The sequence below is a fragment of the Rhodoplanes sp. genome, from assembly GCF_013377085.1.
Classification (GTDB): domain Bacteria; phylum Pseudomonadota; class Alphaproteobacteria; order Rhizobiales; family Xanthobacteraceae; genus Rhodoplanes.
In genome coordinates this window covers 32,402-45,779 of record NZ_JACAAX010000053.1, presented here as the reverse complement: position 1 = coordinate 45,779, position 13,378 = coordinate 32,402, and the positions used below count along the sequence as shown (strand labels likewise).

Here is a 13,378-nt window from a genome sequence, read left to right as displayed (position 1 = left end):
CCCTCGCGGCGGACGTCCCCGCCGCGGCCGACGCCGTCGAATGCACCGCCGCCGCCGCCGCGCACGCCGTCACGGGCCGCGGCGCCGGCACCAGCCCGACCGGCTGCGCCGCCGCGATCACCGATGTTGCCCCGGTTGCCGGCTCCGCCCCGGTTGCCGGCTCCACCGCGGTCGCCGATGCCGCCGCGATCACCAAGTCCACCACGGTCCCCGAGACCCCCACGGTCCCCGAGACCGCCGCGATCACCGAGACCGCCGCGATCACCGAGACCGCCGCGATCGCCGAGCGCGGCTGCCGCTCCCTGCGAGTCCATGCGGCCGCGGAACGCGTCGCGCGAGGCATTGTCCAGATTGCCGCGGCCGAACTGCTGTGCCACCGCGGCATTGCCGTAGGGCACGCCGCCGCGCCGCGCGGGATTGTGCTGCCAGTTGTTGTTCGAGATGTTGGTGTTGTTGAAGGAATTGAAGCGGTTGACGTTGACGTTGACGTTGCCGGCGCCCCAGTTCATGCCGCCCCACAGGGCCGCGCCGGCCGCCATGCCGAGCCCGAACGAGATCGCGTTGCCGGCCAGGTAGCCGGGCGGATAAAACGAGACGGGCGGATAGGCCGGATACGGCCAGGCGCCGAAGACGGCGGTCGGATTGTAGCTCGGCACGAAGACGACCTGGGGATTGGCCTGCTCGATCACAAAGACGGTTTTGCCCGCGGTCGTCTGCTGCGTGACCTTCTGCTCCTTGGTGGTCTTCAGCGTACCGGCGGCCTGCGCGCGCGCCCGCAGGCGCTGCACGGCGTCGAGCACGTCGGCCTGCTGGGCCAGGAAGGCGTCGCCGAGCTTCTGGGTCCAGTCGAGCTTGTCGTTGAGCATCGTCAGCACCTGCGGCATCGCGACCAGCGACTTGACGCTGGGATCCCAGGGCTGCTGCAGCAGCGCGTCGTCGAGCGGCTTGCCGGTCAGCTTCGCATTCGCCTGCTGCCAGCGTGCCGCCTGCACGACGTCGAGCGGATAGGTCGAGGCCATCAGCACCTGGGCGAGCAGGTCGTCGGAATAGAGCGCGATCGGGGCGACCAGCGCCTCGATCTGCTCGCGCGACAAAGCCGACTGCGCCGGCGCGGGCGCGGCGGTCGTGGTCGCCGGCGCGGCAGTCTGGGCGAGAGCGGGGTCGCCGAGCACGGCGGTCCCTATCCCGAGCAGCACGGAGAGGCCCGTCAGGCAGGCCGTCCGGCCGAAGCGGCAACGAACGATACTGGATGTCAGATGAAGGACCGAGAGGCGCAAAAGGCTCTCCTGTGATCGAGGTCCCGTCGATCGGAAGGGCTCGACTCGATGGCCCGGCCGAAGCGGAATGGTATCGGTGCTCTCACTTGGTCGGGACGGGCGCCTTGGCGCCGGTCCTTCAGTCGAGCTCCCGGAACCCGCGAGCGGGGCCCGGCGCTGTTCACATCACTCTTTCACATCACTCTTTCACATCACGCTTTCACATCACGCTGATGTCACTGAAGCCGCAGTCCGGCGACGCCGACCGCGAGACTGACGCCCACGGATCCCTCCACCGACAGCGGCTGCAGGGCGATGGTTCGGTTGGTGCCGCCGACCAGCGCGTTCGCCCCGACGCCGAGGCCGAGGGCGATCTCGCCGCTGGCGCCCACATAGGTGCCGGCGAGCGTGCGCTTGCCGATCGGCAGGTTCGTCTTGGAGCGCACGGCCCAGACGAGCCGGCCGCCGGCCGTGATGCCGACATCGAGGCCGAGCCGCGTGATCGCGCCGCTGTAGGTCTCTTTTCGGTTCGTGTTCGCCAGCGTGAACACGCAGCTCATCCGCTGACGCGAGCCGACCAGCAGGCCGACGCTCGGCGCGAGCCGGCACGACAGCGTGCCGACCTCGACGCTGGATTGCGCCGAGGCGGGCGCCGGCAGGGCGACGGCTGCGAGTGCTGCGAAAACCAAGACACCTGTCAGTCGCGACATCAGATTCCCCGTTGTGTTGCGGCCTGGCCGCGGCTCGTCGATGGCTCACGGTCGAAAGAAAGCCCGGCTGCGGTTGGACCGGGTCGAAGCTCGTCGTGAAGGCCCCGCCGTAAATTCGGCCGGATGCGGATCGTTCGCCAACCCTGCGTGAGGCAGGGCCACACATCCCATGCAGGCGGCTGTCGCCCGCGCCGGTCGATCAGATCGTTGCGTGAGACGATTATCCGAGTGGGCACATCACTTCAAGGGCGAGCGATCGCTGCAGTGCATGATCTCGGTGGAGGCGCTGTCGCTCGCCGATGCCCAGCCAGGACGGTCTAGACCTTCGGGTGATAGGCCGTCGATATGATCGAGAAGACCCGTATGAGCGAGAAGACTCGATGGGTCGTGCCGAGAGATCGGCGGAGGGGGCCCGGATCTCCTCCGGCCCTAGTCGCGTGGGCGGGCCAGCGCCGGCGTTCGGCCGCCGACGACGGTCGCGATCGACAACAGGCAGGCGGCCGCCACCACCAGGAAAACGCCGCCGGGACGCCCGTGGTCCATCAGCAGGCCGAAGATCACGGGCGCCACCACGCCGGCGATGTTGAAGCCGGTGGTGACGAAGCCGAACACTTTTCCGAACTGGCCCGGCGGCGTGACGGCGCGGACGATCATGTCGCGGGCCGGCATGGCGATGCCGCCGGCGAGACCGGCGATGCCGAGTGCCAGCACGGCACCGACCGTGCCGAGATCGACGGTGGCGAGAAGCGCCGTGCAGACGGCCACGACCAGCATGCCGGCGGCGGTGAGCAGTGCCGGGCTGATCCTGCCCACCGGGAAGCCGCCGAGCAGCACCCCGATGGCGCTGAGCAGCAGATAGGCGGTCAGCGCGACGCTGGCGGCGGCGAGCGGCAGGCCGTATCCGGCCGCGAGCGCCACCGCCGAGTAGTTCTGCAGGCCGAGCTGGAACACGGCGAACAGGGCGAAGAACACGAAGTTGAGCAGGATCACGGGCGAGGTCAGCAGTCGGACCGAGCTGTCCGCTGCGGCGGCGCGGTCGTGCGCCGCTCGCGGCCGTGCCGGCAGAACGTCGCGGCCCGGAAGAGCGAGCCAGGCGGCGAGCGCCAGCCCGGGCAGGGCGGAGGCGACGAAGGCGCCGCGCCAGCCGATCTGCGATTCCAGGAACAGCATCGTCGCGGGCGCCGCGGCGCCTCCCAGCATGCCCGAGAAGGTGTGGACCGAGTAGGCGCGTCCGATCCGCTCGGCCGCGACGCGATCCGACAGCGCCGCGTAGTCGGCCGGGTGATAGACCGAATTGCCCAGGCCGCCGAGCCCGAACAGCACGACGAACAGCCAGAACGAGTGGACGAGGCCGGCGGCCGCCAGCGCCAGCGCGCCGGTCACGAGCCCGAACACCAGCACGCGGCGCGCGCCGATGCGATCGACCAGGAAGCCGGCCGGCGTCTGGAAGGCGGCGCACATCACGTTGAAGGCGACCAGCGCGAAGCCGAGCTCGGTGTAGCTCACCTTGAACTCGGTCCGCACCATCTCGAACACGGGCGGCAGGATCAGGATGAAATAGTGCGAGACGAAATGCGCAGCGCTCACCGCGGCGATGACGCGCGTGTCCCCCGTGGGGGCGGCGGCGAGCGGCAGGCGGGTCTCGGTCATCAGGGGCCTCGGACTTCCCGACGACGCTCGCATGGCCGCCGCTTTAATTCCAGTTCAGGCGGAGGCGCTGCGTCTTCGCCTCTCCCCGCGCGCGGGGAGAGGTCGGATCGCGAAGCGATCCGGGTGAGGGGGCGCCTCGTGGATACGGAAGCGCCCCCTCACCCCGACCCTCTCCCCGCAAGCGGGGAGAGGGAGCACCGGCGGCGTGCCAGTGTAGGGATCAGAGGTCACCCCACGGCAGGCTCGCCCTGAAGAATCCGCCAAATCTTTTCCGAGGTCAGCGGCATGTCGACATGGCGCACGCCGTAATCCGACAGCGCGTCGACGGCGGCATTGATCACCGACACCAGCGCGCCGGCGCAGCCGGCCTCGCCGCAGCCCTTGACGCCGAGCGGGTTGGTGGCGGTCGGCACCGGATGATAGGCGGTGTCGAAGGACGGCACGTCGGCGGCGCGCGGCAGCGCGTAGTCGGTCAGCGAGCCGGTGAGGAGCTGGCCCTCGGCGTCGTAGACGACGCGCTCCCACAGCGCCTGGCCGATGCCCTGGACGACGCCGCCATGGATCTGGCCGTCGACCAGCATCGGGTTGAGCAGGGTGCCGAAGTCGTTCACCGAGACGTAGCGCACCACCGCGGCCGTGCCGGTGTCGGGATCGATCTCCACCTCGGCGACGTGGCAGCCGTTGGGAAATGTCGACGGCACGCCCTTGTTGACCAGTGCGACGTCGAGGTTTTGGGGCACGCCCTCCGGCAGGGCGAGGCCGCCGTGCAGGCGCTCGGCGATGTCGAGCAGAGCGATGCCGACATCCGTGCCGGCCACCGTGAAGCGCCCGTCCAGGAACTCGATGTCGGCGACGCCGGCCTCCAGCACGGCGGCGGCGATCGCGCGGCCCTGCTCGATCACCTGCAGGCAGGCGTCGACCGCGGCCGTGCCGCTCGCCGCGCTCGACCGCGAGCCGCCGGTGCCGCCGCCGGCGATCAAGAGGTCGCTGTCGCCCTGTTTCAGGCGGATGCGCTCGAACGGGATCCCGAGCTTTTGGGCGATCACCTGGGCGAACGAGGTGGCGTGGCCCTGGCCGTAGTCGAGCGTGCCGGTCGTGAACGTCACGGTCCCGTCCGGCTCGAAACGAAGGCCGCCCATCTCCGGGCTCGGCGGCGCCGTCACCTCGAGATAGCTGCCGATGCCGATGCCGCGCAGCTTGCCCACCTTGCGGCTCGCCCGCCTGCGGGCCGCGAAACCGGCCCAGTCGGCGGCGTCCAGCGCGCGCTTGAACACGGCCGGAAAGTCGCCGCTGTCGTAGGTCATGGCGGAGGCGGCGGCGAAGGGCAGATCCTTCGGCCGAATATGGTTGCGTCGGCGCAGCGTCAGGCGGTCGATGCCGGTGTCGCGTGCCGCGACATCGATCAGCCGCTCCATGATGTAGTTGCCCTCGGGCCGGCCGGCGCCCCGATAGGCCGCGACCGGCGTCGTGTTGGTGAAGCAGCACAGCGTGCGCACCTCGATCAGCGGCGTGCGGTAGACGCTGGCGACGTTCTTCAGCGCGTTCACGGTCGGCGGCAGCGGCGAGATCAGGCCCAGATAGGCGCCCATGTCGGCATGCCCGGTGAGCCGCAGCGCCAGGAAACGGCCGTCGGCGTCGAGCGCCAGCTCGGCGGTGCGCTCCTGGTCGCGGCCATGGGTGTCGGACAGGAAGCTGGCGCTGCGGTCCTCGGTCCACTTGACCGACCGGCCGAGCGCGCGCGCCGCATGCAGCACGCAGACATATTCCGGGAAGGCCGCCGACTTCATGCCGAACGAGCCGCCGACATGGCCGGTGAGGATGCGGACCTTGTCGGCCGGCACCTTCATCAGCTCGGCGATCTGGCCGCGCATGCCGAAGGCGCCCTGGCAGGCGAGATGCAGGGTGTAGCGGCCGCTGTCGCCGTCATATGCCGCGACGGCGGCGCGCGGCTCCATCGCCACCACCACGACGCGGCTGATCGTGAGGTCGAGCCGCACCACATGGGTGGCGCCGGCGAAAGCCTCGGCGACCTTGGCGACATCGCCCGAGCGCCAGTCGAGCGCGACATTGCCGGGCGCCTCGTCGTAGAGCCGCGGCGCATCGGGCGCCAGCGCCTGCGTGGTCGTGGTGACGGCCGGCAGCGGCTCGATGTCGAGCGTCACGCTTTCGGCCGCGTCGCGCGCCTGAAACGCCGTCTCGGCGACGACGACCGCCACCGGGTCGCCGACGAAGCGCACCCGCTCGGCGGCGAGCGCCGGCCGCGGCGGCTTGGTCATGGCCGAGCCGTCGTGATTGGCGAGCGGCGGGGCGCAGCGCAGCGTGCCGTAGCCGGCCAGATCGGCGGCCGTGTAGACGGCCAGCACGCCCGGCATTTTTCGTGCGACCTCCGCGTCGATCCCGCGCAGAAGCCCGTGGGCGTGCGGGCTGCGCACCATGGCGGCATAGGCTTGGCCGGGCAGGGCGACGTCGTCGGTGTAGCGGCCCGTCCCGCGCACCAGCACCGGATCCTCGGTGCGGGGCACCGGCTGGCCGACGGCGAAGCGGGTGGTCGCCCAGTCACCGAGGTCGTCGGCGTGGGTCTCGTCGGATGATGTCATGGCGGAATCTGCAGTATCGCGGGCTCTGTGGGACAACAGAACTAGACCATCGCGGCGTTCGGTACAAACGCCCCGCAATGAAGTGAGTTCGGATTCACGTACAGCCTGCGGTATCGCAACGCAATAAGGTGGCTGGTGTAAGTCTTGGCGCTGCTTGCCAATTGCGTCCTTTGACAGGCCTGTTACACTTCGAGTCGACGAAACAACACATCGTGATGACGGCTGGCGCCTTCGTGGCGGCCGGCGCGAAGGCGATTGATGGATCAAGAGGCCCACACCACCGGCCTCCTCGACGCGACGCGTCTGGGGAAGCAGGGGGGGTCCGAGCAGCCCGGGTTAGCCTGGCCCGAAACGGCGGGCGGCGCCGGGAGTCTGCGGACGGCTGCGGCGCATCCTGCGACCTATGCGGCCCTCGATCTCGGCACCAACAATTGCCGGCTCCTGGTGGCGCGGCCGACCGGTAGCAGCTTTCGCGTGGTGGACGCGTTCTCGCGCATCATCCGGCTCGGCGAGGGGGTGTCGCTGACCGGGCGGATCGGCGAGGCGGCGATCGTCCGGGCCGTCGATGCGCTCGCGGTGTGCCGGGACAAGATGCGCTCGCGCGGCGTCGGCCGGGCGCGGCTGATCGCCACCGAGGCCTGCCGGGCGGCCGAGAACGGCACCGAGTTCCAGGCCCGCATCAGCGAGGTGGTGGGGCTCGACCTCGAGATCGTCGACCACGGCACCGAGGCGGAGCTCGCCGCCACCGGCTGCACCCCCTTGATGGATCCGGATTCGCGCGGCGCCATCCTGTTCGACATCGGCGGCGGCTCGTCCGAGCTGGTGCGGCTCGGCCGCTCCGAGGCGGCCGGGCGCGGTCCTCCCAAGCCGGTGATCCAGGGCTGGGTGTCGCTGCCGCTCGGCGTGGTGACGCTGGCCGAGCGGTTCGGCGGGGTTGCGGTCGACCGGGCCGTCTTCGACGCCATGGTGGCCGAGGTGACGCGGGCGCTCGCCGACTTCTCGCGGGCCCATGGCGACGATCTCGGTGGCCTGCACATGCTCGGCACGTCGGGAACCGTGACGACCATCGCGGGCGTCCATCTCGAGCTGCCGCGCTACGATCGCCGGCGGGTCGACGGCTGCTGGCTGCGGGCGCACGAGATCACCGGCGTGATCGACCGGTTGATGGCGATGAGCTACGACGACCGGGTGGCGAACCCCTGCATCGGCGCCGAGCGGGCCGACCTGGTGCTGGCCGGCTGCGCCATCCTGGAGGCGATCCGCCACGCCTTCCCGTGCCCGCGCCTGCGGGTCGCCGACCGCGGGCTTCGCGAAGGCATGCTGGTCAAGATGATGCGGGCCGACGGGGTGTGGGAGCGGCGCTGAGCCGATATTTCCGGGAGGCTGGCGCTCGGCCCCGTGCGGGACTACGGATTCCTCCGCAAGGCCCGTCACGCAACCCGTTGCGACCCGATGCGTTCGCGCCCCCCATCCCCACCGCGGCGCCAGACCGCGTACCCGCCCAGGAGCCCGCATGACCGATCTCGATCGTCGCACCCTGATCATCGCCGGCACGGCGCTCGGTGCCGGAACGCTCGCCGCTGCCGAGGCCGCCCGGGCGGCGCCGGCCGCTCCGGCGGCGCTGTTCGAGGTCGCCGGCGCGACCATCCCGGTGCTCGGCAGCGACAAGGTGTTTCCGGTGCGCCGCATCTACTGCGTCGGCCGCAACTACGCGGCGCATGCGCGCGAGATGGGATCCGATCCGACCCGCGAGCCGCCGTTCTTCTTCCAGAAGCCGACCGACGCGATCCAGAACGTCACGCCCGGCCAGGTGGCCGACCACCCCTATCCGCCGATGACCAAGAACTATCACTACGAGCTCGAGCTGGTGGCGGCGCTCGACAAGGGCGGCAAGGACGTGCCGGTCGAGAAGGCGCTCGATCTGGTCTTCGGCTACGCCATCGGCCTCGACATGACCCGGCGCGACCTGCAGCGCATGATGGGCGACCAGAAGAAGCCGTGGGAAATCGGAAAATCCTTCGACCATGCCGCCGTCATCGGCCCGCTGCATCCGGCCGCGCAGGTCGGGCACCTCAAGGAGGGCCTGATCCAGCTCACCGTCAACGGCGAGGTCAAGCAGAAGGCCGACCTCAATATGATGATGTGGAGCGTCGCCGAGCAGATCGCCAACCTGTCGACCTTTTACGAGCTGATGCCGGGCGACATCATCTATTCGGGCACGCCCGAGAATGTCGGCCCGGTGAAGCCCGGCGACCTGATGGTCGGCGTCATCGACAAGCTCGGCGAGATCAAGGTGAAGGTGGTGCAGGCGGGGGCGTGAGGCCCGAAGACAACCCAGTCATTCCGGGGCGCCGCGCAGCGGCGAGCCCGGAATCCATATTCACTGACAGGGGCTATGGATTCCGGGCTCGCGGGCTTCGCCCGCGCCCCGGAATGACCAAGAGCGTGAGACATGACCACCGAACGCAACCGCCCCCTGAAAGTCCGCGTCAAGGTCCGCAAGGGCCGCACGCTGGCGCAAAAACTGTGGCTCGACCGCCAGCTCAACGACCCCTACGTGGCGCAGGCGAAGCGCGACGGCTACCGCTCGCGCGCCGCCTACAAGCTGATCGAGCTCGACGACCGCTTCCATCTGCTGCGGCCGGGATCCCGCGTCGTCGATCTCGGCGCTGCGCCGGGCGGCTGGAGCCAGGTGGCGGCCAAGCGGGTCGGCGCCGAAACCGGTCAGGGCCGCGTGGTGGCGATCGACATTCTCGACATGCCGCCGATTTCCGGCGTCGACGCGCTGCATCTCGACTTCCTCGATCCTACCGCCCCCGACAAGCTGAAGGCGCTGCTGCGCGGGCGCGCCGACATCGTCCTGTCCGACATGGCGGCGAACGCCACCGGCCACCGCCAGACCGACCACCTGAAGATCATGGCGCTGGCCGAGACCGCGGCGCACTTCGCCCGCGAGGTCCTGGACCCCGGCGGCGCCTTCCTCTGCAAGGTTCTTCGCGGGGGCACAGAGGGCGACCTTTTGGCCGATCTCAAGCGCGACTTCGCCAAGGTGAAGCACGTCAAGCCGGCCGCCAGCCGCGCCGACTCGGCCGAGCTCTACGTGCTGGCGACGGGGTTCCGGCAGGTCTCTTCGGCCGCGTAGCTTCGTAGGATGGGTTGAGCGCCAGCGAAACCCATCTCTTCCACCCGGTTGGACGGTGGGTTTCGCTGCGCTCAACCCACCCTACGGCTCTGAACGAGCGGAAGCGTCCGCGACAGGCCGCGCGACGCCTGCGGGTCAGAACAGCTCGATGTGATCCAACACGATCTTGATGATCGCGACGAGGATCAGCGCGCCGATCAGGAACAGCGAGATCTCGACGGCGAGGGCGACGATGCCGAGCGTCACCGCGACGCCGGCCATGAGCTTCTCTTCGCGGAACGCGATCGACAGCACCGCCATCGCGATGGCGAGCAGTCCGAGCGAGACGGCCGTGATGGACAATCCGCGGCTCAGGCGATCGCCGGGCGACGGCTCGCGGCGCGGCGCCTGATACTCGATGCCTTTCACGTGCGCGGCGAGGCGCTCCTTCACGCGTCGCCCGGTGTCGACGATGATCTGGTCCGTCGGCGGCGGCGGGAACATCACCGGAACGACCCAATGCGGCAGCACGGCCGCGACCAGGGCCAGCAGGCCCACGATGCTGCCGATCAGTCCAAGCCGGCGCGGTTTATCGGCGGTGCTCGTCATGGCGCGCATCTCGATCAGGGGTCCTTCCCCGGACCCTTGGTTTCCGGGATGGAACGGAAGGTTCATGCCGGTCGAGAGGCGAGTATCGACGGCCCGTAGCAAGCGTAGCCTCGATCGAGCGAAGCGAGATCCGGGATTCTCGCGGCGCTGCTCCCGGATGTCGCTGCGCTCCGGCTACGATTTCTTCCTTTGCGCCATCTCGGCGCCGGCGTCCTTCGGCATCAGGGCGAACAGCACGGTGGCCGAGGCCGAGATCAGGGCGATCACCATGAAGGCCGGCGGGAAGGCGGCTGCCGACAGGTCGGCGTCGCCCCGCACCGCCATCACGGTCTCCAGCGCCAGCGCCCCGACCGTGACGCCGGTCGACACCGACAATTGCTGCGAGACGCTGGCGAGCGAGGTCGCCCGGCTCATCCGGCGCGGCTCGACATCGGCGAACGCGATGGTGTTGACGCTGGTGAACTGCAGCGAGCGGAACAGCCCGCCGACCAGCAGCACCGAGATCATCGCCCACACGGGCGTGCCAGGCCGGAACAGCGCGCAGGCCCCGATGGTCGTCGCGGCGAGCAGGGCGTTCACCGTCATAGTGAGGCGGAAGCCGAAGCGGCGCAGGACGCGCGGCACCAGCGCCTTCATCACCATGGCGCCGAAGGCGGTGGCGAACGTCACCATGCCGGACTCGAACGGCGTCATGCCGAAGCCGATCTGCAGCAGCAGCGGCAGCAGGAACGGCAGCGCGCCGGCCCCGACCCGGAACACGAAGCCGCCGGCGACGCCGGCCCGGAAGGTCGGCAGGGCGAACAGCGACAGGTCGATCACCGGGCTCGCGGTCCGCCGCGCATAGAGCACGTAGGCGAAGGTCGCGGCCGTTCCGACGACGAGCAGCATGATGGACACGGCAAACGGCACGAACTTCACGGTCAGCACCGTGCAACCGAAGGCGAGCCCGCCGATGCCGAGGGCCACCAGGGTCATGCCGGTGAAGTCGAACGGCTCCGGCACGTCGCTCTTCACGTTCTCGACGAACCGGGTCACCAGGGCGAAGCCGACGATCCCGATCGGCACGTTGATGATGAAGATCCAGTGCCAGCTCGCGAAGGTGGTGATGAAGCCGCCGAGCGGCGGCCCGAGCAGCGGGCCGATCAGGGCCGGCATGGTGACCAGCGCCATGGCGTCGACCAGCTTGCTCTTGTCGACCGAGCGGATCAGCACCAGCCGGCCGACCGGGCTCATCATGGCGCCGCCCATGCCCTGGAGGAAGCGGGCCAGCACGAAATGCGACAGGGCGCCCGAGATCGCGCATAGGATCGAGCCGGCGACGAACACCAGGATGGCGCTGCGGAAGATGGTGCGGGCGCCGAAGCGGTCGGCCATCCAGCCGCTCATCGGGATGAAGATGGCGAGCGCCAAGAGGTAGGACGTGATGGCGAGCTTGAGCTCGATCGGCGAGGTGCCGATGTCGGCCGCGATCGCCGGCAGCGCCGTGGCGATCACGGTCGAGTCCATGTTCTCCATGAACAGCGCGACCGCGACGATGTACGGGACCAGGCGCTCGCGGGTCAGGGGCATGGGGCGGGCAGGGTGGCTCGAGGGGTCCCGCCGGAGCGGCCGGGGCGGCGAGAATAGACCATATCGGCCCACGGTGAATCGGGAATCGCGCAGGACCGCCCGGCGCCCGAGGGTGCGCCGGCGCGCCGCGGGGAGCGTCATTGCGCGCCGGACGCGAGCCCCCACATATGCTTCGTTCACGCGGGGCCATCCACCCGCGCACGGAGCGATGCGGCGATGATCTACATCCTGGCGGTCTTCCTGCCTCCCCTCGGGCTGCTGCTCAACGGGCAGCCCTTCGCGGCGCTGTTCAACCTGCTCTTGCTGGCGGTTTGCCTGGTCCTGACGGTGCTGACGATCTTCTCGTTCCCGTTCCTCATGCTGATCCCCTCCGCCCACGCCGTGATCAGCGTCTACATGACCCGCGAGCAGCGCCGCCACCGCGAGATCGTCGAGGCGATCGAGCGCCACGGCCCGCCGCCCGGTTGGCGGCCGTGAGGCCCGGACGGTCGCTCGTCATCGGCGTTGGTTGACCCTGCCGCGGCGGCTGCTCATAATTGCACGGTTTTCGGGGGCTGGACGGCCATGACCGCGCAAGAGTTGCAGGATCTGGTGGTGGCGATAGACCGGGTCACCGCCGAGCATGCGGCGACACCCGAGAGGCCGCGCCGGTTCCTCGAGGACGAGGGCTTCTTCGATCAGGATGGCAAGGTCGCCAAGCCGCATCGGTCCGGGCTAGCCCGTTCCTGGCCCTGCGTTTAGGTGCACCGGCTCTCGGCGTCGTTAAGGTTGCGTCGTTCGAACAAGCGGAGCCGCTCGCCTCCAGGGCCGATCTCCATCGAACCGGACGACACGACACCCACAACAAGCCGCGCAAGTCAGGACACCGCGACATGCCGGGAAACACGAAAGCGCTGGTTGCACTCGCCATCGCGGCCTGGATAGGCTTCTCCGGCAACGGACATTCGAAGGAGCCCGTGATTATCGGCGACGCGCAAATGCAGGACGACGGCACCATCGTCGTCAACCTGCGACGCACAGCCGACGGCATTAACGTCAGCGGCATCGTCAGATACCCGACCAGCCATCCCAACTACAAAGAGATCCTGGACCATATCGGTGGAATGAAGCCGGGTGAGATCAAGCTGGTACCTGCCTGGGGCGATCCTGCGCCGAAAAAGGAATAGTCCATGTTATTGTTGAGCGTCGTCGAGTTTTCGCTCTGGCCATGACCACGCATCCGCGACAATCGCCTGCGCTGCAGGCGGACCCCGGACGACAGCCGTTCCGCATCCTGAAGGTCGGCGCCGAGGGCGGTTCGTTCGCCGTGCATGCGCGCGAGGGCGACCAGGGCTCGCTGGAGTTTCAGGTCATCGTGTCCGAGAGCGTCCTGGACGAGGCCGAGGTGGCGAGTGGGTGGCTGCCGGACTGGGAGGCGGTGCTCGTGCACATCGGCCGGTGGCCGTGGCCCAATCTCTTTCCGTTGGCCGTCCACCCGGACTGGCGCGGCCGGGTCATGCAGGCCGTCCTGATCTTCCGGGATCGCGAGGGCGCCTCGGTGCGGCCGTCGGCCCTCACCCGCTGGCAATCCCTGTGCGCCGACCAAGGCGGGCAGTGAGGCCGCCTGAGGTGATCACGCGGGCGACCCATCATGTGCCGACTGGAACACCGAATGCTGTCGGCCCGCCGCTGCGCCGAGGCTGACGTCCCGGCCTGACCCTTGGATCTGCCGCCAGCCGGGCTCCTCCGCCCGCGCATGCCCGCTTCCGCCTTCCCATCGTCGCATCTGCGTGATAACCACCCTCGCCAACTCCGTACAGGGGCAGCCCCGAGTCTTTCACCGGCCGTATTCGACCGGGGAGCCGGCGTCTACCCGGCCCCTGCGGC

General features: G+C 69.5%; 13 protein-coding genes. 7 read left to right on the top strand and 6 right to left on the bottom strand.

Features of this window, described 5'->3' with window-relative positions:
* From HXX10_RS26205 to HXX10_RS26190, 4 genes are all read right to left on the bottom strand, one after another.
* Positions 1-1,196 (bottom strand): DUF3300 domain-containing protein (locus HXX10_RS26205; protein ID WP_296526266.1); only part of this gene is annotated, 1,196 nt, incomplete at its 3' end.
* Between the two features lie 296 nt (positions 1,197-1,492).
* Positions 1,493-1,966, bottom strand: coding sequence for a DUF992 domain-containing protein (locus tag HXX10_RS26200; RefSeq protein ID WP_296526265.1), 474 nt, complete (start codon positions 1,964-1,966; stop codon positions 1,493-1,495).
* Positions 1,967-2,395: 429 nt separating this feature from the next.
* Positions 2,396-3,616 carry an MFS transporter gene (locus HXX10_RS26195; protein WP_296526264.1) on the bottom strand — a complete coding sequence of 407 codons (1,221 nt, stop codon included), beginning with the start codon at positions 3,614-3,616 and terminating at the stop codon, positions 2,396-2,398.
* A 227-nt stretch (positions 3,617-3,843) separates the two neighbouring features.
* Positions 3,844-6,213 (bottom strand): xanthine dehydrogenase family protein molybdopterin-binding subunit, encoded by a 2,370-nt coding sequence (locus HXX10_RS26190; RefSeq protein ID WP_296526263.1) that lies wholly within the window; start codon positions 6,211-6,213, stop codon positions 3,844-3,846.
* Between the two features lie 258 nt (positions 6,214-6,471).
* Here HXX10_RS26190 and HXX10_RS26185 point away from each other — a divergent pair, with 258 nt between their 5' ends.
* From HXX10_RS26185 to HXX10_RS26175, 3 genes are all read left to right on the top strand, one after another.
* Positions 6,472-7,578, top strand: coding sequence for a Ppx/GppA phosphatase family protein (locus HXX10_RS26185; RefSeq protein WP_296526262.1), 1,107 nt, complete (start codon positions 6,472-6,474; stop codon positions 7,576-7,578).
* A gap of 148 nt (positions 7,579-7,726) precedes the next feature.
* Positions 7,727-8,533, top strand: coding sequence for a fumarylacetoacetate hydrolase family protein (locus HXX10_RS26180; RefSeq protein ID WP_296526261.1), 807 nt, complete (start codon positions 7,727-7,729; stop codon positions 8,531-8,533).
* Between the two features lie 132 nt (positions 8,534-8,665).
* Positions 8,666-9,355, top strand: coding sequence for an RlmE family RNA methyltransferase (locus tag HXX10_RS26175; RefSeq protein ID WP_296526260.1), 690 nt, complete (start codon positions 8,666-8,668; stop codon positions 9,353-9,355).
* A 135-nt stretch (positions 9,356-9,490) separates the two neighbouring features.
* Here the strand turns inward: HXX10_RS26175 and HXX10_RS26170 are convergent, their stop codons facing one another.
* Together HXX10_RS26170 and HXX10_RS26165 are read right to left on the bottom strand one after the other, a co-directional pair.
* A complete protein-coding gene (locus HXX10_RS26170; protein ID WP_296526259.1) occupies positions 9,491-9,943 on the bottom strand; it encodes a hypothetical protein in 453 nt (150 codons plus the stop codon).
* Positions 9,944-10,117: 174 nt separating this feature from the next.
* A complete protein-coding gene (locus HXX10_RS26165; RefSeq protein WP_296526267.1) occupies positions 10,118-11,506 on the bottom strand; it encodes a DHA2 family efflux MFS transporter permease subunit in 1,389 nt (462 codons plus the stop codon).
* A gap of 222 nt (positions 11,507-11,728) precedes the next feature.
* Here HXX10_RS26165 and HXX10_RS26160 point away from each other — a divergent pair, with 222 nt between their 5' ends.
* From HXX10_RS26160 to HXX10_RS26145, 4 genes are all read left to right on the top strand, one after another.
* Positions 11,729-11,989: a hypothetical protein gene (locus HXX10_RS26160; RefSeq protein ID WP_296526258.1), complete on the top strand. Its 261-nt coding sequence runs from the start codon at positions 11,729-11,731 to the stop codon at positions 11,987-11,989.
* A gap of 87 nt (positions 11,990-12,076) precedes the next feature.
* Entirely contained in the window at positions 12,077-12,253 is a 177-nt protein-coding gene (locus tag HXX10_RS26155) for a hypothetical protein (protein WP_296526257.1), read from the top strand.
* A 131-nt stretch (positions 12,254-12,384) separates the two neighbouring features.
* Positions 12,385-12,678: a hypothetical protein gene (locus HXX10_RS26150; protein WP_296526256.1), complete on the top strand. Its 294-nt coding sequence runs from the start codon at positions 12,385-12,387 to the stop codon at positions 12,676-12,678.
* A gap of 41 nt (positions 12,679-12,719) precedes the next feature.
* On the top strand, positions 12,720-13,109 hold the full coding sequence (locus HXX10_RS26145) for a hypothetical protein (protein ID WP_296526255.1): 390 nt from the start codon (positions 12,720-12,722) through the stop codon (positions 13,107-13,109).
* The last annotated feature ends 269 nt before the right edge of the window (positions 13,110-13,378 follow it).